Source organism: Streptomyces sp. NPDC007929 (assembly GCF_042959065.1).
GTDB lineage: Bacteria > Actinomycetota > Actinomycetes > Streptomycetales > Streptomycetaceae > Streptomyces.
Genome location: NZ_JBIBKD010000017.1, coordinates 40,983 through 59,709, shown reverse-complemented (window position 1 = coordinate 59,709; position 18,727 = coordinate 40,983). Strand labels below are relative to the sequence as shown.

Below are 18,727 nucleotides of genomic sequence, written 5' to 3'. Positions count from 1 at the left end.
GACCTCAGCGGCAACGCCGGTTTCTCACAACGCCGATGGATTCCCGGGCCCCCGTCCCGACAGCACCTCTCCATACGCCTGCATCAGATCCGGCAACCGCAGCGTCGCCAGGTCGTCCCTGCTCAACACCCCGGGGCACACCGACAACCGCAGATCCCGGTACGCGCAGCTCTTCTCGTACAGCGTCCGCAGGAACCGCCCGTTGCCCAGTTCGTCGATCCACCCCTGGTCGACCACGTGCCCGGCGATGGACCGCAGTTCGTCGAGGGCCTCCTCGTCCCACCTGTCGCCGTTCTCCGCCGCGAGCACCTTGCCGATCTCGGTGAGTTCGAGGGGACGGTAGGACGGGAAGTCCACGCGGGTGGTGAAGCGGGAGGACAGCCCGGGGTTCGCGGCGAGCAGCCGGTCCATGCCCTCCGGGTAGCCGGCCAGGATCACCACGAGGTGGTCGCGGTTGTCCTCGGCGCGCTTCAGCAGCACCTGGAGGGCCTCGTCGCCGTAGGCGTCCCCCTTGCCGTAGCCCGAGTTGGACAGCGAGTAGGCCTCGTCCACGAAGAGGACGCCCCCGAGGGCCGAGTCGATCAGTTCGTTGGCCTTCACGGCCGTCTGCCCGAGGTACTCGCCGACCAGGTCGGCCCGCTGGGCCTCGACGAGATGGTCGCCGCCTAGCAGCCCGAGGGCGTAGAAGACACGGCCGAGGATGCGGGCAACGGTCGTCTTGCCGGTGCCGGAGGGGCCGGAGAAGACGAAGTGGCGTTTCGGCGGCTGGACCGGCAGGCCCTGCCCGGCCCGCAGCCGGGCCATGTTCAGTTGTGCCGACAGCGCCTTGACCTGGCGCTTCACCGGCTCCAGGCCCACCATGCGCTCCAGTTCGGCGAGTGCTTCGTCCAGTAACGCCGGGTCGGTGGGCCCGGCGGGCAACGTGGGGACGGGGCCGGTCCGCTCGCGCACCGGCGGGCCGGTCACCGGCGGCAGGGGAGCGAGCGGCGGCTCGGGATCGGGCAGCCGCAGATCGCGCCCTTCGAGGCCGAAGAGCGGATCGAACCCGTCCGGACCGTCCACCGTGTCCTGGCCCGCACCGGTGAGCGTGATCGCCGCGAGGCCGGTGGCATCGTCGTAGCCATCGCCCTCGGCGATGGCGGCCAGCCGGGCGGAGGTGTCCATGAACGCCGGGTCGACGCGGTGCACGGCCCGGTACAGGGGCAGCGCGGCGGCGCTGCGGCCGGTGCCCTCGTGCGCCCGGGCCAGCCAGTAGCGCAGCTCCTTGCGCTGGGGCTGCTCGCTGCGGCAGCGCATCAGCGCGGCGGACAGCAGGGGTTCGGCCTGGCCGTACATCTCCAGGCGGACCCGGGCCATGCCGCCGAACAGCCCCGCCTCGATGCCGAGCATCGGATCGTCGAGCAACGGGTCGGTGTGGCGGACCAGTTGCTCCCAGTCCTTGACCAGATAGGCGCGGCAGGCGTGCAGGAAGCGGACCTGGTGATCGGTGTCGACGGGCGGCAGGCCGGCGAGCGCCCGGTCCAGCTCGGGGACATGGCGGCCGTCCAGCCAGTGGGAGGCGTGCGCGAGCAGCAGATCACGGGGGCTCTCCAGCACCGGCTGCACCCACCAGCCGAGCCAGTACCAGGAGTTGAGCGTGCGGCGGTAACGGGTGCGCTGCTCCCCGAAACGGTCCCGGTGGCGGAACATCCGCAGCAGCGCCGTCGTGGTGTCGACGCGCAGCGCGTGCAGCCCGAGCCAGCCGTCGGCCATCCCGGAGTCCATCCGCACGGCGGCCCGGAACTCCTCCTCCGCCTGCGGATACGCGCCCATGGTGTAGGCGTCGACGCCTCGCAGCCAGGCGAGGTCGGCCGGGGCCTGAGGGCCTTGCGTGCCGAAGTCCATCACGTCCCCCACGAACCGTGCCCCCGTCGGTATGCCAACGAGCCGCCCCCCGGCCGGCCATCCTGCTCGAACCGCTGTGCCACGGACCGGAGTTGCACCGAGCGCGAAGCAGCCGTCCGTAGGTCGCGACGAGGGCATCGTACCTGCGTGCGCGGCGCCTCCGTAGGGTGCCGCACGGGCCGTTCGGCGAGGTGGGAGCGGACGCCGAGGCGACCGGGACGGTGACCCAGGGTGAGCGCTTGGCGTCCCGCGGCGGCCGGAAAACCGGAAGAGGGCAGAACGAAGCCCCCGATCACGGGGGAACAACCGGGGGCTTCGCGTCTGCGGGCGGCTTCGATGCCGCACATTGAGAACGTAAGACCTGTACGGCCCGACGGTCAAGCCGAGTTGAAGCACTCCGGCAAGTTGTCCCGCAAGGCTCTTCACAAGTTCAGCACACTGCGGGCGGTCCGTCACCGTGCGTGAGGGGCTGGTCCGGTCCAACCGTCGCAGCAGGCCCCGGGAGCACCTCGTACCCCTTGTCTCGCTGGCGCACCAGGAGGTCGGCGAACGGCCGCGAGGGGTCGCCCGCGAAGTGCTCGCGCTCCGCCGGAACCCACCCGTCCCAGAACTCCCGCTGTTCCTCCCCGTCCCGGGACCGTCCCCGCCGCCAGGCCTCCTCGCGCGGCAGGTCCATCCACAGCAGCAGGGCCAGGTGCGGGCGCAGGGCCCGGCGTCCGGCGCCGACGCCCTCCACGAGGATCACGGGCGCGGGCGGGACCGGGTGCGGTGGGCCGAAGCGGCGGGTCCGCCAGTCGTAGGGGGCGCAGTGCGCGGTCCGGCCGTGCGAGAGCGGATCGATCAGCTGGCCCAGCAGCCGCCCCGTCCATTCGAACAGCGCGTCGTGGCTGGCGATGTCGTCGAGGCGCAGCACCGGCGCGCCGTCCAGGGCCGCCGCCAGCCGCTCGGTGAACGTGCTCTTCCCGGACCCGGCGTGCCCGTCGACACCGACGAGCCGGACCGGGCCGCAGGAGGGGGAGAGGCGGCGGACCCGGGCGGCCAGGTCGCGGACGACGGGGCACGGGGCGGGGCGGAAGGACGGATTCATCTCGGTCGGCACTCTAACCACGAGGTCCGCCGCCGATGCCACTGGTCGACGCCAATATTGATGGGCGCGCCGCGCGTCGAAGTGCTGGCAGGACACGGCGGGCTGTGCTCATATGTGGCGCACGCACGGATACGACCGACCGTGCACGGACCTGCCCCGCACCTGCCCGACTCCGACATCCGGGGGTCCCCACCATGCGCAGAGCAGAACAGCCGTCCCGCAGAACCGTCCTGGCCGCCGCGGTCGCCGCCGCCGTCACCGCGGGCGCGGGTCCGGCGGCCGCCGACCCCGAGGCCCCCATGACGACCGACCTCGACCCCGCCCGGGCGGTCCCGGGCCGCACCGTCGACAACCGGGCCTGGGTCTCGTACACCGACTGGTCCGGCGGCACCGCCAAGGGCACCCGGGCCGTCGCGGGCGCCCGCCCGGGCCTGGTGATCGCCAAGCCCGCCGGCACCACCGCCTACACCGACCCGCACACCGGCAGGACCGCCCGGTGGGAGTACGCGAGCTGGACCTCCCCGGTCCACCGGCTCACCGTCCCCGCGACCGAGGCGATCGTCTCCTGGAACGCGCGCACCCCGGCCGGTACCTGGATCAAGGCCGAGATCAAGGGCACCTACACCGACGGCACCAGCACCCCCTGGTACGTGATGGCCCGCTGGGCCGCCGGCGACCAGGACATCCGGCGCACCTCGGTCGACGACCAGAGCGACGGCAAGAGCACCGTCTGGACCGACACCCTGGCCCTCGACGACGCGTCGACCGGCCTGCGCCTGGCCTCGTACCGGCTGCGCCTGACCCTCTACCGCCAGCCTGGCACCAAGGCCACCCCCACCGTGTGGCGGCTGGGCGCCATGGGCTCCGACGTGCCCGACCGGTTCACCGTCCCGGCGTCCGCGCCCGGCCTCGCGAAGGAACTGGCCGTCCCGCGCTACTCGCAGGAGATCCACAAGGGCCAGTACCCCGAGTACGACAACGGCGGCGAGGCCTGGTGCAGCCCGACGTCCTCCCAGATGATCGTCGAGTACTGGGGCGGCCGGCTCACCGACGAGCAGCTGGACTGGGTTGACCCCGCGTACGCCGACCCGCAGGTGTGCCACGCGGCCCGCTTCACCTACGACTACCAGTACGCGGGCTGCGGCAACTGGCCCTTCAACGCCGCCTACGCCGCCACGTTCAAGGACCTCCAGGGCGTCGTCACCCGGCTCGGCTCGCTCACCGACCTGGAGACGCTGATCGCCGCGGGCATCCCGGCCATAACGTCCCAGTCGTTCCTCAAGGAGGAGCTGACCGGCGCCGGGTACGGCACGGCCGGGCACCTGATGACCGTCGTCGGTTTCACGGCGGCCGGCGACGTGATCGCCAACGACCCCTTCTCGGCGAGCAACGAGGCCGTGCGGCGCGTCTACCGGCGGCGCGAGTTCGAGAACATCTGGCTGCGGACCAAGCGGTACAACGCCTCCGGCAAGGTCGCCTCGGGCACCGGCGGCATCTGCTACCTGTACTTCCCGGCGCGCCCGAGCGCGGTCCAGCGCAAGGCCCTGGCGGCCGTGGGCGTCCGCGTGTGAGCAAGCTCTCGGCCGCGAAAGCCGCGTCCGGTGGCAAGGTGGACGGAACTCCGGGGGAATCCGTCCACACCACCGACCCAGCGAGAAGCCATGACAGCGCACTCCGCCACCACCACCCGAGTCCGCACCGGCGGCCCCCGGGACGACGGCCCGAAGCTCGTCGAGCACCTCATGGGCTGGGCCCTCGTCGTGGTCGTCGCGATGCTCGTGACGCGGCTCGGGCTGCTGTGACCTGACCCGCGACGCTCAGGCGGGGCCTGCCATACTGCGGTGGTCCCGCCCCGCCCGTTGAGACCAGGGTCGAAATTGAATATCAGCCCCCAGCCTGCCGCCCGCCCCCGGGCCCGCGGCACCGAGCGCTCGCTGGCGCGCCGCGCTGAACTCATCGCCATCGGGCGGAGGTTGTTCGCCGACACCTCCTACGACGCCCTGTCGATGGACGACATCGCCCGGCAGGCGCACGTCGCCAAGGGGCTGATTTACTACTACTTCCAGTCCAAGCGCGGCTACTACCTGGCCATCATCCAGGACTCGGTCACCGAGCTGGTCACCCTGGCGGCGAGCGGTCTCGAACTGCCGCCGGTGGACCGGGTCCAGCGCACCATCGACAGCTATCTGCGCTACGCGGAACACAACCAGGCCGCGTACCGCACGATCGTGAGCGGCGGCGTCGGGTTCGACACCGAGGTGCACGCCATCCGCGACGGGGTGCGCGAGGCCGTGGTGACCACCATCGCCGAGGGCGCCTACGAGCGCGTCGACATCACACCGCTGGCGCGGATGGCGCTGCTGGCCTGGGTGTGCAGTGTCGAGGGCGCGACGCTGGAGTGGATCGACCGGCCCGAACTGCCCCGCGACACCATGTGCGCGCTGCTGGTGAAGACCCTCGGCGGAGCCCTGCGCGCGATCGAGGAGCTCGACCCGGCCTTCCGGGCCCCGGAGCCCGCGCGCCGGGGCGTATGAGCAAGGGGCGGAGGGCCCGCCACAGACCGCCTCCGCCCCCTGACTCCGGGCGCTACTTGATCGCCTTGATCAGCTCACCGTTCGCGGTGTCGCCGCTCAGCTCCCAGAAGAAGGTGCCGCCCAGGCCCTGCTGGTTCTTGTAGGTCATCTTGCTGCCGATGGTCGCGGGGGTGTCGTAACTCCACCAGTCGGCGCCGCACTTGGCGTACGCCGTGCCGGCCACCGTCCCCGTCGCCGGGCACTTGGTCTTGAGCACCTTGTAGTCCTCGATGCCCTGCTCGTACGAGCCCGCCGCCGGGCCGGTGGCGCTGCCCCCCGGTGCCGCCTGGGTGACGCCGGTCCAGCCGCGGCCGTAGAAGCCGATGCCGAGCAGCAGCTTCGATGCCGGGATGCCGAGGCCCTTGAGCTTGGCGATGGTCGCCGAGCTGTGGTTGTCCGCTTTCGGGATGCCGGTGTACGAGGTCAGCGGCGAGTGCGGGGCGGTCGGCCCGGCGGCGTCCCAGGCGCCGAAGAAGTCGTACGTCATCGGGTTGTACCAGTCGACGTACTGGGCGGCGCCCGCGTAGTCCACCGCGTCGATCTTGCCGCCCGGGGTGGCGTCGGCGGTGATCGCAGCGGTGACGAGGTTCTTCGTGCCGAACTTCGCCCGCAGCGCCTGCATCAGGTTCCGGAAGGCCGCCTTTCCGCTGGTGTCGCAGGTGGCGCCGCAGGTGTTGGGATACTCCCAGTCGATGTCGATGCCGTCGAAGACGTCGGCCCACTTGGAGTTCTCGACCAGGTCGTAGCAGGACTGGGCGAAGGCGGCCGGGTTCTTCGCGGCCTCGCCGAAGCCTCCCGACCAGGTCCAGCCGCCGAAGGACCACAGGACCTTGAGGTCCGGGTGCTTCTGCTTCAGCTTGCGCAGCTGGTTGAAGGTGCCGCGCAGCGGCTGGTCCCAGGTGTCGGCCTTGCCGTCGACGGATTCGGCGGCGGTGTAGGCCCGGTCGGTGGCGGCGTAGGCGTCGCCCATGGCGCACTTGCCGCCGGTGACGTTGCCGAAGGCGTAGTTGATGTGGGTGAGCTTCGCGCCCGATCCGGACGTCTCGATGTTCTTGACGTAGTACTTGCGGTCGTAGGTGCCCCATTCGGTGAAGTAGCCGATGACCTTGGAACCGGCGGCCCGGGCGCCGGGAGCGGCCTTCGAACCGGCGGCGGCCTCCTGAGCCGAGGTCGCCGCGGTGGCCGAGGTGCCCGCGCCGGCCAGCAGACCGGCGCCGAGGACGGCGCAGCAGGCCGCGGACACGATGGCCCGGAAGCGGGAACGGTGGGGGGTGTGCATCCGGTGTCTCCTCGTGGGGGAGAGGAACGCGCTCATTGGCATGAACGCGGTGAATCGGTGGAGCGAAACAGTAGGAGGACTAGACCAGTTGGTCAATGGTTCGGACCAATTTCGCCGCTCGGGGAGCGCTCGGTCATTTCTTGAAGTAAGCGGTCGTTAACTGGTGACGGGATGCCTCCGATCGGGCATACTCGCAGCGCACAGCCGCTGGTCAGCAGCTTCCGAGACCCGGGACTGCAAGCATCGGCCAGGCACCAGAACGACCCGGCGGCGCCGCCCCCACCCATGGGCCCGACCGCCAGTGCCCGACAGGGAGGAGAGCGTCGCCATGCCCGACCGCGCCCCGCAGCCGGTGGACCGACAACTGCCCACGGAGGAGGCCCGGGACCTGATCACACTCGTCCGCGACATCGCGGCGCAGGAGATCGCCCCGAGCGCGGCTGAGGAGGAGGACTCCGGCCGCTTCCCGCGCGAGCTGTTCACCCTGCTCTCCCAGTCGGGGCTGCTCGGCCTGCCGTACGACTCCGAGTACGGCGGCGGCGACCAGCCCTACGAGGTCTACCTCCAGGTCCTGGAGGAGCTCGCCGCGGCCCGCCTCACCGTCGGACTCGGCGTCAGCGTGCACTCTCTGGCCTCCTACGCGCTCGCCGCCTACGGCACCAAGGAGCAGCAGGTCGAGCACCTGCCCGCGATGCTCGGCGGCGGCATGCTCGGCGCGTACTGCCTCTCCGAGCCGCACTCCGGATCGGACGCGGCGGCCCTGCGCACCCGCGCCGTACGGGACGGCGACGACTGGGTGATCACCGGCACCAAGGCCTGGATCACGCACGGCGGGATCGCCGACTTCTACACGGTGATGGCCCGCACCGGCGAGGAGGGCCCGCGCGGGATCAGCGCGTTCCTGGTGCCGGGCGACGCGGCGGGGCTGAGCGCGGCCGTGCCGGAGAAGAAGATGGGCATGAAGGGCTCGCCCACCGCCCAGGTCCACTTCGACGGCGTCCGGGTCCCGGACGCCCGGCGCATCGGCGAGGAGGGGCAGGGCTTCGCGATCGCCCTGTCCTCGCTCGACTCGGGGCGGCTCGGCATCTCGGCGTGCGCGATCGGCGTGGCCCAGGCCGCGCTCGACGAGGCGACGACCTACGCGGCGCAGCGGCGCCAGTTCGGCAAGCCGATCGCCGACTTCCAGGGACTGCGGTTCATGCTCGCCGACATGGCGACGCAGATCGAGGCGGGCCGCGCCCTCTACCTCGCGGCGGCACGGCTGAAGGACGCGGGCCGGCCGTTCGCCAAGCAGGCCGCCATGGCCAAGCTGCACTGCACGGACACGGCGATGCGGGTCACCACCGACGCCGTGCAGATCCTCGGCGGCTACGGCTACACCGCCGACTTCCCGGCCGAGCGCTACATGCGCGAGGCCAAGGTGCTGCAGATCGTGGAGGGCACCAACCAGATCCAGCGGATGGTCATCGCCCGCCATCTCGTGGGTCCAGAGGAACGCTGAACTGGTCAAGGCCCCGCCAGGGGGCCGCGAGCCGCATCCATTCCGGGTCGTGACGGCCCGGAAGGGTGCGGCCGCCCTCGGCCCAGGTCCGCATCAAGTCCCGGTAGATCGGCGGGTCCTGATAGCGGGGCGGCGTAGGCCGAACCGATTCTGCGGGCGGCGGGACGTACAGGAGGCGCTGACGCCCGGTCGCTGAGGAGATGGGGGTCATACCAGGGCAACGCGGCAGAGCCCGGACAGGTCACCCGATGGTGGAATCGGGCGTTCGTTCAGTACCGCGCACGGCCCCGGGCACACTGAACCGCACCACGGCGTTCTGCGGGCCGTGGTGCGGGGCAGCTACGGGAGTGGAGCGGACGGGCGGGAACAGCCCGTGCTCAGGCCGCCTGGCCGCGCATGACGGGGACCCTGATGGGGCGTGAGCCCGGACCGCCGACGTGCGAGAACGGCTGGGTCCGCCAGTCCAGCCCCTGAGGGAGCGTCAACAGCAGTGCGGTGTCCTGCTCCTGGGGCTTCACGGACTCGTCCGCGGGGCGGGCGTCCGAGGCGCTGCGCCCGGTTCCGGCGCAGACGGTGAGTCCGAAGGGGTTCCACGGCGAGGCGCACATCGCGTGCTCCGGCAGAACCTCCTCGTCCGCCAGCAGGGCGATGGGCTGCGCGCAGTCCGGGCAGACGACCCGGAACATCTCGAACGTGTCGTAGGCGTCGAGTTCGTCGTCGAAGGCGTCGGGTTCGACGCCCTCCGGCTCGGGCTCGACGACGAGCTGCTGCCGCTTGGGTGCGGTGCGACCAGGGCGCTTAAGACTCTGCATTGGGTTCTCCCCCTCGGACTGGGCCGTCACAGGCACTGCGGCCTCGGCCACAGCAAGCACTTCCCGTCCCCCCTGGGCGGTAATCACGAGAACATCACGGAGACCGTTCGAGGCCTGTGGCGTTCGTCACATGCCCGGCGCAGATGCCCTCCTGGGCTCCTCAGGTATCCGAGGAGATCAACCGCACTGTAGGTTCTTGCGCCATGGAGGAGCTGGACCGACAGATCGTGCAGCTGCTCGTCAAGGACGGGCGGATGAGCTACACCGACCTGGGCAAGGCCACGGGGTTGTCCACCTCGGCCGTGCACCAGCGGGTGCGGCGGCTGGAGCAGCGCGGTGTGATCCGCGGCTATGCGGCGGTCGTCGACCCCGAGGCGGTGGGGCTGCCCATGACCGCCTTCATCTCGGTGAAGCCGTTCGACCCCAGCGCGCCCGACGACATCGCCGACCGGTTGGCCGGCGTGCCCGAGATCGAGGCCTGCCACAGCGTCGCGGGCGACGAGAACTACATCCTCAAGGTGCGGGTGGCCACACCCCACGAGCTGGAGGAGCTGCTGGCCCGACTGCGCTCCCTGGCCGGGGTGTCCACACGGACGACGGTGGTGCTGTCCACGCCGTATGAGGCCCGGCCGCCGCGGATCTGAACGCAGGGGGGGGCTGTTCCCGCGTTCACCGCGCCCCTGATTCAGGAGGCGTCCCAGCCCCTGTGAGACTGTGCTCCATGAGTGAGCCCACCGCCCCGCCCGAGACCGTCCTGCTGCGCCGTGGAGAGGTCCACAGCCCCGCCGACCCCTTCGCCACCGCGATGGTCGTGGAGCGGGGACAGATCGCCTGGGTGGGGTCCGAGGGAGCCGCCGACGCCTTCGCGGACGGGGTCGATCAGGTGGTCGACCTGGACGGGGCGCTGGTCACCCCGGCGTTCACCGATGCGCATGTGCACACGACGGCCACGGGGTTGGCCCTGACCGGACTCGACCTCTCCGGCGCCCCCACGCTGGAGGCCGCCCTCGCCCTCGTCCGGGACTTCGCCGCCGTCCGCCCCGACGACCGGGTGCTGCTCGGGCACGGCTGGGACGCCGCCCGCTGGCCCGGTGGCAGGCCGCCGACGCGGGCCGAGCTCGACGAGGCCGCCGGGCACCGGCCCCTCTACCTCAGCCGGATCGACGTCCACTCGGCGGTCGTGAGCACCGCCCTGCTCGACGCGGTCCCCGACGTCACCCGTACGGACGGCCCGCTCACCGCCGACGCCCATCACGCCGTGCGGGCCGCCGCGTTCGCCGCCGTGACGCCGCGGCAGCGCACCGAGGCGCAGCGCGCCGCGCTCGCGCACGCCGTCTCGCTGGGGATCGGCACCCTCCACGAGTGCGCCGGGCCGGAGATCTCCTCCGAGGACGACTTCACCGGCCTGCTGCGCCTCGCCGCGGCGGAACACGGTCCGCGCGTCGTCGGCTACTGGGCAGAGCAGGACGTCGCCAAGGCGCGGGAGCTGGGCGCCGTGGGCGCCGCCGGGGACCTGTTCGTCGACGGCGCCCTCGGCTCGCACACGGCCTGTCTGCACCAGCCCTACGCCGACGCCGGGGACACCGGCATCGCCTACCTGGACGCCGACGCGGTCGCGGCGCACGTCGTGGCGTGCACCGAGGCGGGCCTGCAGGCCGGTTTCCACGCCATCGGCGACGCGGCCGTGGACGCCGTGGTGGAGGGTGTGCGCGCCGCCGCCGAGAAGCTCGGGCTCGGCCGGATCCGGGCTGCCCGGCACCGCGTCGAGCACGCCGAGATGCTCACCCCGGAAAGCGTCGCCGCGTTCGCCGAACTCGGCCTCACCGCCTCCGTGCAGCCCGCCTTCGACGCCCTGTGGGGCGGCGAGGACGGCATGTACGCCCAGCGGCTCGGAACGGAGCGGGCGCGGGCTCTCAACCCCTTCGCGGCCCTGCTGCGCGCCGGTGTCCCGCTCGCCTTCGGCTCCGACAGCCCGGTCACCCCGCTCGACCCGTGGGGCACCGTCCGGGCCGCCGCCTTCCACCGCACACCGGAGCACCGCGTCTCCGTGCGCGCCGCGTTCACGGCGCACACGCGGGGCGGCTGGCGGGCCGTCGGGCGGGACGACGCGGGCGTTCTGGTGCCGGGCGCCCCCGCCGACTACGCCGTCTGGCGCACCGGCGAACTCGTCGTCCAGGCCCCGGACGACCGCGTCGCCCGCTGGTCGACGGATCCCCGCTCCGGAACCCCGGGCCTGCCCGACCTCACTCCGGGCCGCGACCTGCCCGTCTGTCTGCGCACCGTGGTGGGCGGACGCACGGTCTTCGTACGGCCGGGCGAGTGATCTACGGGGGTGGCGCGCAGGAATCCGTGCGCCACGCCCCCGGCGCGCGACCTGCGCATCCTCGGCTCTGACCAGGGCTTTGCCGCTGAACGCGCAGGTCAAACGGCTGTTGACAGGCGGCCGCAGGAGGCCGGTAGGTTCGGCCGGGTCCACCGCCGGACGCCCGACCGGGGAACGTCCGAGCACTCGCCGCGGCGCCGCCGGGTCAGGGACGGTGTGCCGCACCGGGGCACCGCCACTGGGAGCCAGGCTCAGGCCGGCGCAGCGCCGAGGGAACGTTCCGGACGGTCGGGGAGGTGTGACCCGGGTGGGGCCCGCGCGCTCAGTAGACAACGGCTTTCGGTCGATCCGCAGCCAGCGGATCCCAGGTCGGCCCGAAGGGCGCCGGGCCCCCATCCGCCGCACCCGCGCCCACGGAGGCGCGTCTCTCACTTGCGTCTCGCCCTTTGCCGCACCGCGATTCGAACGTCCTGTCACGTCGGCGCAGGCCGGGCCCACTATGGTGGACCTCTGCGTATGGACATGAAGGGGCAGTAGTGAACGACGGCGACGGAACCCTCGCGGCAGGAGACCGGGTGAGGAAGTTCGGCCCGCTCGGCACAGCCTTGGTGATCATCCCGACCTACAACGAGGCCGAGAACATCAAGAGCATCGTCGGCCGGGTACGCAAGGCCGTCCCCGAGGCGCACGTGCTCGTGGCCGACGACAACAGCCCGGACGGCACGGGCAAGCTGGCCGACGAGCTGACGGTCGAGGACGACCACGTCCACGTGCTGCACCGCAAGGGCAAGGAGGGCCTCGGAGCCGCCTACCTCGCGGGCTTCCACTGGGGCCTGGAGCGCGACTACGGCGTGCTGATCGAGATGGACGCCGACGGCTCCCACCAGCCCGAGGAACTGCCGCGGCTGCTCACCGCCCTGAAAAGCGCCGACTTGGTGCTGGGCTCGCGCTGGGTGCCCGGCGGCCGGGTGGTGAACTGGCCGAAGTCCCGCGAGGTGATCTCCCGGGGCGGCAGCCTCTACTCCCGGCTGGCCCTCGACCTGCCGCTGCGTGACATCACCGGCGGCTACCGTGCCTTCCGCCGCGAGACCCTCCAGGGGCTCGGCCTCGACGAGGTGGCCTCCCAGGGGTACTGCTTCCAGGTCGATCTCGCCCGCCGCGCGGTCAAGGCCGGCTACCACGTGATCGAGGTGCCCATCACCTTCGTGGAGCGCGAGCTCGGCGACTCCAAGATGAGCCGCGACATCCTCGTCGAGGCGCTGTGGCGCGTCACGGCGTGGGGCGTGGGGGAGCGGGTCGGCAAGGTCACGGGGCGCGGCAGGCCCTCGAAGCCGTAACCTGCGGCCGGACCGGATTTTCACAGGAACAGCTGATGGCGGCCTTATCCCGTGCTGAGCCGGGGCCAGGCACACTGGACGCATGACGACAGGCGCTCAGACCCCGCTGCCCCCTGCCCGGCCCAAGCGCTCCCGGCTGCGTACGTTCCTGCCGCTCGGCGTCGCGGCGTGGCTCGTGCTGGAGATCTGGCTGCTCACACTGGTCGCGGGGGCGACCAGCGTGCTGGTGGTCTTCCTCGTCCTGCTGGCGGGTCTGGTGGCCGGCTCGGTCGTCATCAAGCGGGCCGGCCGGCGGGCCTTCCGCAAGCTCTCCGAGGCGCTGCAACAGCAGCAGAGCGGAGTGATGCCGGAAGCGGCCCGGCCCGGCAGCGAGGGCAACGGCCTGATGATGCTGGGCGGACTGCTCCTGATGATCCCCGGCCTGGCCTCGGACGCGGTGGGTCTGCTCCTGCTGCTGCCGCCGGTCCAGAAGTTCGTGAGCCGCTCGGCGGAGCGCACCTTCGAGCGCAAGCTCCGGGAAGCCCGCCCGGGCACCCTGGGCGACGCCTTCCAGCAGGCCCGTATGCACCAGCCCGACGGCAAGGTCGTCCAGGGCGAGGTCATCAGGGACGAGCCGCGGGACACCCCGCAGCCGCCGCGCCCGCCGCTGACCCACTGAGCCGCCCCGGCACACGAGTCGACCCACTGAGCCGCCCCGGCCCGAGCCGCCCCGGCACACGAGCCGCCCCGGCATTCGAGCCACGCCGGGCCCCGGGCACGCCGCGCCCCGGGCACGCCGAAGACCGCGGGCGCCGTACTTCTCGTACGGCGCCCGCGGTCTTCTGATGCGCTGTTACTTCGGCCAGGCCCGTGAGGGCTATGCCGACTTGCGGCTGTCTCGGGGATGAACAGCGATGTTCATCGCACCGGAGCGCAGAACCGCCAGGCGCTCCTCGAGGACCTCTTCGAGTTCCTCACGGGTGCGCCGCTCCATCAGCATGTCCCAATGCGTACGCGCGGGCTTGCCCTTCTTTTCCTCAGGGACATCGCCGTCCACGAGGAGTGCCTGGGCCCCACAGACCTTGCACTCCCACTCCGGCGGGATCTCCGCCTCGACCGAGAAGGGCATCTCGAAGCGGTGCCCCTTCTCGCATGCGTACTCCACGGCCTGGCGCGGGGCCAGGTCGATGCCGCGGTCCGTCTCGTAGCTGGTCACCACGAGGCGCGTGCCGCGAAGAGCTCGCTCACTCATGAATCGTGCCTCCCGGGCTTGTCGCCCACAGGACAGGTGTCGCTGTCGTCGTCATCCGGTCAACGTCCGGTCGGCGGTAAAGATTCCCGTTCCGAGTCCCGTTCCGGGTCATGCGTCGCCGTCGTAGCCGCCCTTGTTGTACCCACCAGCGCCCGGTTTGTCACATCTGATAGCAGATATAACCTAGCGTTTCGGCATCTTTGACGCGCAGTAACGGTCCGCCTGGCAGGCCAAACGCGTACACTACAGCCCTTTCGCTCCGAGTGCTAAATCCTGTCAGGAACCGGATTCCCCGCTTCGGCGATCGCACGCCGCACCGGAACCCGCGCGAGCAGGGCGAAGCCGAGCACGAAGAAGAGCACCAGCGAGATGATCGCGTCCCGGTAGCTCCCGGTCAGCTGGTAGGTGAGCCCGAACAGCAACGGCCCGAGCCAGCTCATACCGCGGTCGCTCATCTCGTACGCCGAGAAGTATTCGGCCTCCCGGCCCGGCGGGATCAGATGGGAGAACAGGGACCGCGACAGCGCCTGGCTGCCGCCGAGGACCAGGCCGATCCCGGCGGCCAGGACGAAGAACCACACCGGCGCACCGGCCGGCAGGAAGTACCCGGCCGCCAGCGTCACCGTCCACGCCACCAGCGAGCCGAGGATCGTGCGCTTGGCCCCGTACACCCGGGCCAGCCGGCCCATGGCCAGCGCGCCCGCCACCGCCAGCACCTGCACCAGCAGCACGGCGCCGATGAGGGTGGACTGCTCAAGACCCAGTTCCTCGGAGCCGTAGACCGAGGCCTGGGAGATCACCGTCTGGACGCCGTCGTTGTAGACGAGGTAGGCGAGCAGGAAGCCGAGCGTCAGCGGGTGGCGGCGCATGTCGCGTACGGTCGCCGCGAGCTGCCGGAAGCCCGGCACGGCCGCCTCTCGCCCCTCCGTCTTTCGATCGCGCAGCCGCCGCAGCGGAACCAGGGCGAACGCGCCCCACCACAGACCGGCCGACGCCAGACAGATGCGGACCGCCGCGCTCTCGGACAGGCCGAAGCTCTCGTGCCCGGTGTAGAGGACCAGGTTGGCGACGAGGACCAGCGAGCCCGCCGCGTAACCGAAGGCCCAGCCGCGCGAGGAGACCGCGTCCCGTTCCTCGGGCGGGGCGATCTGCGGCAGATAGGAGTTGTAGAGCATCATCGCCACGGACTGCGCGGCGTTCGCCACGACCAGGAGCGCACCGCCCAGCAGATAGCGGTCGCCGTCCAGGAAGAACAGGGCCGCCGTGGCCGTGGCCCCGGTGTAGGCGGCGGCCGCGAGCAGCGGCTTCTTGCGGCCGGTGCGGTCGGCGGCGGCGCCCACCAGGGGCATCACCAGCACGGCCACGATCACCGACAGGGACACCGAGTACGCGAAGAACGACCCGGCCCGCACCGGGATGCCGAGAGGGTGGACGTACCCCTCGGCGTCGGCCGCGGCCTTGGCCACCGACGTCAGATAGGGGCCCAGGAACACGGTGAGCACGCTCGTCGAATAGACGGAGCACGCCCAGTCGTAGAAGTACCAGCCGCGCTGCTCGCTCCTGCGCTCCGCCGCCCCGTCGGACGGTGGTGTCCGCACGGTGTCGTTGCCCACCCGCGCCCCTCGCTTCCCCGTGATCGCGCGGCGGGGACGGGCCCGGGGTCTCAGACCCAGACGCCGCGGTCCTCCATGACCTTGCGCAACGTGTCGATGTGATCGGTCATGATGCCATCCACGCCCAGGTCGAGCAGCCGGTGCATGCCCTCGGGATCGTTGACCGTCCACACGTGCACCTGGAGCCCGCGCGCGTGCGCCGCGGCCAGGAAGCGCCGGTCCACGACCTGGACGCCCGACTGGAACTCGGGGACCTGGGCGGCGACCGCCGAGCGGCGCACCGCGGCCGGTACCCCCCAGGAGCGCAGCCGCAGATTGAGCACGCCCCGGGTGCCGTACGACGTCGCCAGGCGGGGACCGGCCAGCCGCTGGGCGCGCACCACCCGCGCCTCCGAGAACGAGCCCAGGCAGATCCGGTCCCAGGAGTCCGTCCGCCCGACCAGGTCGAGGAAGGGCAGCAGGGCGGCCTCCGCCTTGACGTCCACGTTCCAGCGCACGTCGGGGAACGTCTCCAGGAGTTCCACGAAGAGGGGGAGCGGCTCCCCGCCCGCCACCCGCGCCTGCCGGACCTCCTGCCACGGCAGGTCGGCGATCCGGCCCGCGCCGTCCGTCACCCGGTCCAGGGTCACGTCGTGGAAGGCGACGAGCTCGCCGTCCCTGGTCGTGTGGACGTCCGTCTCGATGTACCGGTACCCGGCCTCGACGGCGCGGCGGAACTGCCGCACCGTGTTCTCCAGGCCATCGGCGGCCCCGCCCCGGTGGGCGAAGGCGATCGGGCCGGGATGGTCGAGGTAGGGGTGGCGTATCCGCGGGGTCACGAACGCAGTATCGCCCCTCGGGGTTGCCCGGTGGCAACGGCCGTCCCGCCGCCGGATGCCGACGGAACGGCGAACACCCGCAGGAACACCTGGGCGAGGGGGCCGATCGCCAGGGCGTACAGGAGTGTGCCGATCCCGACCGTGCCGCCGAGGGCGAAGCCCGTCGCCACGACGGTGAGCTCGATGCCGGTGCGGACCAGCCGGATCGAAACGCCCGTGAGCTGGTGCAGTCCGGTCATGAGACCGTCGCGCGGGCCCGGTCCGAAGCGGGCCGCGATGTACAGACCGGTCGCCGCGCCGTTCAGGACGATCCCGGACACCATCAGCGCGACGCGCGGCGCGGCGCCGTGCGCGTCGGGCACCAGGGCCAGCGTCGCGTCCATCGCCATGCCGATGACCAGCACGTTGGAGATCGTGCCCAGGCCCGGCCGCTGGCGCAGCGGGATCCACGCGAGCAGCACCGCGGCGCCCACCAGGGTCAGCACCACACCGATCGACAGCCCGGTGCGCTCGGAGAGCCCCTGGTGCAGCACGTTCCACGGCTCCAGTCCGAGCCCCGACCGCACGAGCAGCGCCGAGCTGGCGCCGTAGAGCGCGAGACCGGCATAGAGCTGGAAGAGCCGCCGGGCGAGTTGCCCCCGCGTGGACATGATGTGCCCCCTGTGGTGGTAGTGGACTGATGCATGCCACCATGTGGCTTGGATGGAAAGGCCATCCATGGCCAATCCGGGGAAGGTGGACTGATTTCGATGGCGGAGTGGACCTCGGCCGTGGGTGCGGCACAGCTCGCCCGGCTGCTCAGCTCCCAGCAGGACCGCCCGGCGGGGCCCGGCTCGCGCCGGCCGCCGGCCTACCGCGCCCTCGCCGACGGCATCCGGCTGCTGGTGCTCGAGGGCCGGGTCCCGGTGGCCGCCCGCCTGCCCGCCGAACGCGAACTCGCCCTCTCCCTTTCCGTCAGCCGTACGACGGTGGCCGCCGCCTATGAGGCGCTGCGCGGTGAGGGGTTCCTGGAGTCCCGTCGGGGCGCGGGCAGTTGGACCGCCGTCCCGGCCGGGAACCCGCTCCCCGCGCGCGGTCTCGAGCCCCTGCCGCCGGAGGCCCTCGGCTCCCTGATCGACCTCGGCTGCGCGGCCCTCCCGGCCCCCGAGCCCTGGCTCACCCGGGCCGTCCAGGGCGCGCTGGAGGAACTGCCGCCCTACGCGCACACGCACGGCGACTACCCCGCCGGGCTGCCGGCCCTGCGCGCGATGATCGCCGAGCGGTACACCGCGCGCGGCATCCCGACCATGCCCGAGCAGATCATGGTGACGACCGGCGCGATGGGCGCGATCGACGCCATCTGCCATCTCTTCGCCGGGCGCGGCGAGCGCATCGCGGTCGAGTCGCCCTCCTACGCCAACATCCTCCAGCTGATGCGCGAGGCCGGGGCCCGGCTCGTGCCCGTCGCCATGGCCGAGGGGCTCACCGGCTGGGACATGGACCGCTGGCGGCAGGTCCTGCGGGACGCCGCGCCCCGTATCGCCTACGTCGTCGCCGACTTCCACAACCCGACCGGGGCGCTCGCCGACGAGGACCAGCGGCGACGGCTGGTGGACGCCGCGCGGTCCGCGGGGACGGTGCTGATCGCCGACGAGACGATGAGCGAGCTGTGGCTCGACCCCGACGTGCGGATGCCGCGGCCGGTGTGCGCGTTCGACCCTGCCGGATCGACGGTGATCACGGTGGGCTCGGCGAGCAAGGCGTTCTGGGCCGGGATGCGGATCGGGTGGGTGCGGGCCGCCCCCGATGTGATCCGCAGTCTGGTCGCCGCCCGGGCCTACGCCGACCTCGGTACCCCGGTCCTGGAGCAGCTGGCGGTGAACTGGCTGTTCGGCACCGGGGGCTGGGAGCAGGCCCTGGAGGTACGGCGGGCGCAGGCGCGGGCGAACCGGGACGAGCTGGTGAGCGCGGTGCGGCGGGAGCTGCCGACGTGGGAGTTCGAGGTGCCCCGGGGCGGGCTGACGCTCTGGGTGCGCACGGGAGGCCTGTCCGGCTCCCGGTTGGCCGAGGCGGGGGAGCGCGTGGGGGTGCGGGTGCCGTCCGGGCCGCGGTTCGGGGTGGACGGCGCCTTCGAGGGGTATGTGCGGCTGCCGTTCACCGTCGGCGGGGCCGTGGCCGAGGAGGCGGCCGTGCGGCTGGCCGCGGCGGCGGGACTGGTGGAGAGCGGCGCGGTGGGGAACGCGGAGGCGCCGCGCACGTTCGTGGCCTGAGGGGCGACGGGTGGGCCGCC

The 18,727-nt window shown here is 72.1% G+C and carries 18 protein-coding genes; 9 read left to right on the top strand and 9 right to left on the bottom strand.

The window, feature by feature from the left end; genetic code table 11:
* Positions 1 to 24: 24 nt before the first annotated feature.
* Together ACFZDE_RS37060 and ACFZDE_RS37055 are read right to left on the bottom strand one after the other, a co-directional pair.
* Positions 25 to 1,884 (bottom strand): AAA family ATPase, encoded by a 1,860-nt coding sequence (locus ACFZDE_RS37060; protein ID WP_391212035.1) that lies wholly within the window; start codon positions 1,882 to 1,884, stop codon positions 25 to 27.
* 430 nt (positions 1,885 to 2,314) lie between these two features.
* On the bottom strand, positions 2,315 to 2,971 hold the full coding sequence (locus ACFZDE_RS37055; RefSeq protein ID WP_391211706.1) for a uridine kinase: 657 nt from the start codon (positions 2,969 to 2,971) through the stop codon (positions 2,315 to 2,317).
* Positions 2,972 to 3,165: 194 nt separating this feature from the next.
* Between ACFZDE_RS37055 and ACFZDE_RS37050 the strand changes: the two genes are divergently transcribed.
* From ACFZDE_RS37050 to ACFZDE_RS37040, 3 genes are all read left to right on the top strand, one after another.
* On the top strand, positions 3,166 to 4,542 hold the full coding sequence (locus tag ACFZDE_RS37050) for a C39 family peptidase (RefSeq protein WP_391211701.1): 1,377 nt from the start codon (positions 3,166 to 3,168) through the stop codon (positions 4,540 to 4,542).
* Between the two features lie 90 nt (positions 4,543 to 4,632).
* Positions 4,633 to 4,773, top strand: coding sequence for an SCO1431 family membrane protein (locus ACFZDE_RS37045; RefSeq protein WP_391211694.1), 141 nt, complete (start codon positions 4,633 to 4,635; stop codon positions 4,771 to 4,773).
* Between the two features lie 75 nt (positions 4,774 to 4,848).
* Positions 4,849 to 5,505 carry a TetR family transcriptional regulator gene (locus ACFZDE_RS37040; protein ID WP_391004968.1) on the top strand — a complete coding sequence of 219 codons (657 nt, stop codon included), beginning with the start codon at positions 4,849 to 4,851 and terminating at the stop codon, positions 5,503 to 5,505.
* Between the two features lie 52 nt (positions 5,506 to 5,557).
* On the opposite strand, the gene ACFZDE_RS37035 is transcribed toward ACFZDE_RS37040, so the two are convergent.
* Positions 5,558 to 6,823, bottom strand: coding sequence for a glycosyl hydrolase family 18 protein (locus ACFZDE_RS37035; protein WP_391211682.1), 1,266 nt, complete (start codon positions 6,821 to 6,823; stop codon positions 5,558 to 5,560).
* A 328-nt stretch (positions 6,824 to 7,151) separates the two neighbouring features.
* Between ACFZDE_RS37035 and ACFZDE_RS37030 the strand changes: the two genes are divergently transcribed.
* Positions 7,152 to 8,324 (top strand): acyl-CoA dehydrogenase family protein, encoded by a 1,173-nt coding sequence (locus ACFZDE_RS37030; protein WP_391004972.1) that lies wholly within the window; start codon positions 7,152 to 7,154, stop codon positions 8,322 to 8,324.
* Here the strand turns inward: ACFZDE_RS37030 and ACFZDE_RS37025 are convergent.
* Complete coding sequence (locus ACFZDE_RS37025; protein ID WP_107057822.1) at positions 8,287 to 8,535, bottom strand: hypothetical protein; 249 nt, start codon at positions 8,533 to 8,535, stop codon at positions 8,287 to 8,289. The genes ACFZDE_RS37030 and ACFZDE_RS37025 overlap by 38 nt on opposite strands.
* A gap of 166 nt (positions 8,536 to 8,701) precedes the next feature.
* Positions 8,702 to 9,136: a hypothetical protein gene (locus ACFZDE_RS37020; RefSeq protein WP_391211666.1), complete on the bottom strand. Its 435-nt coding sequence runs from the start codon at positions 9,134 to 9,136 to the stop codon at positions 8,702 to 8,704.
* 203 nt (positions 9,137 to 9,339) lie between these two features.
* Between ACFZDE_RS37020 and ACFZDE_RS37015 the strand changes: the two genes are divergently transcribed.
* The 4 genes from ACFZDE_RS37015 to fxsA all read left to right on the top strand — a co-directional run bounded on the left by ACFZDE_RS37015 (position 9,340) and on the right by fxsA (position 13,454).
* Positions 9,340 to 9,780 carry an Lrp/AsnC family transcriptional regulator gene (locus tag ACFZDE_RS37015; protein WP_004002750.1) on the top strand — a complete coding sequence of 147 codons (441 nt, stop codon included), beginning with the start codon at positions 9,340 to 9,342 and terminating at the stop codon, positions 9,778 to 9,780.
* Positions 9,781 to 9,857: 77 nt separating this feature from the next.
* Positions 9,858 to 11,459 (top strand): amidohydrolase family protein, encoded by a 1,602-nt coding sequence (locus ACFZDE_RS37010; RefSeq protein ID WP_391004976.1) that lies wholly within the window; start codon positions 9,858 to 9,860, stop codon positions 11,457 to 11,459.
* Positions 11,460 to 11,995: 536 nt separating this feature from the next.
* Complete coding sequence (locus ACFZDE_RS37005; RefSeq protein ID WP_391211649.1) at positions 11,996 to 12,796, top strand: glycosyltransferase; 801 nt, start codon at positions 11,996 to 11,998, stop codon at positions 12,794 to 12,796.
* A gap of 82 nt (positions 12,797 to 12,878) precedes the next feature.
* Positions 12,879 to 13,454: an FxsA family membrane protein gene (gene fxsA, locus ACFZDE_RS37000; RefSeq protein ID WP_391211643.1), complete on the top strand. Its 576-nt coding sequence runs from the start codon at positions 12,879 to 12,881 to the stop codon at positions 13,452 to 13,454.
* Positions 13,455 to 13,652: 198 nt separating this feature from the next.
* Here fxsA and ACFZDE_RS36995 read toward each other — a convergent pair whose 3' ends face one another.
* The 4 genes from ACFZDE_RS36995 to ACFZDE_RS36980 all read right to left on the bottom strand — a co-directional run bounded on the left by ACFZDE_RS36995 (position 13,653) and on the right by ACFZDE_RS36980 (position 17,108).
* Entirely contained in the window at positions 13,653 to 14,027 is a 375-nt protein-coding gene (locus ACFZDE_RS36995; RefSeq protein WP_030247095.1) for an RNA polymerase-binding protein RbpA, read from the bottom strand.
* A 266-nt stretch (positions 14,028 to 14,293) separates the two neighbouring features.
* Positions 14,294 to 15,640 carry an MFS transporter gene (locus tag ACFZDE_RS36990; RefSeq protein WP_391211630.1) on the bottom strand — a complete coding sequence of 449 codons (1,347 nt, stop codon included), beginning with the start codon at positions 15,638 to 15,640 and terminating at the stop codon, positions 14,294 to 14,296.
* Positions 15,641 to 15,690: 50 nt separating this feature from the next.
* Positions 15,691 to 16,458 carry a glycerophosphodiester phosphodiesterase family protein gene (locus tag ACFZDE_RS36985; RefSeq protein ID WP_391211621.1) on the bottom strand — a complete coding sequence of 256 codons (768 nt, stop codon included), beginning with the start codon at positions 16,456 to 16,458 and terminating at the stop codon, positions 15,691 to 15,693.
* Positions 16,455 to 17,108, bottom strand: a complete 654-nt coding sequence (locus ACFZDE_RS36980; protein ID WP_391211612.1) for a YitT family protein — start codon at positions 17,106 to 17,108, stop codon at positions 16,455 to 16,457. The genes ACFZDE_RS36985 and ACFZDE_RS36980 overlap by 4 nt, the downstream gene beginning before the upstream one ends.
* Before the next feature lie 99 nt (positions 17,109 to 17,207).
* Between ACFZDE_RS36980 and ACFZDE_RS36975 the strand changes: the two genes are divergently transcribed.
* Positions 17,208 to 18,707: an aminotransferase class I/II-fold pyridoxal phosphate-dependent enzyme gene (locus ACFZDE_RS36975; RefSeq protein ID WP_391211608.1), complete on the top strand. Its 1,500-nt coding sequence runs from the start codon at positions 17,208 to 17,210 to the stop codon at positions 18,705 to 18,707.
* Positions 18,708 to 18,727 lie beyond the last annotated feature (20 nt).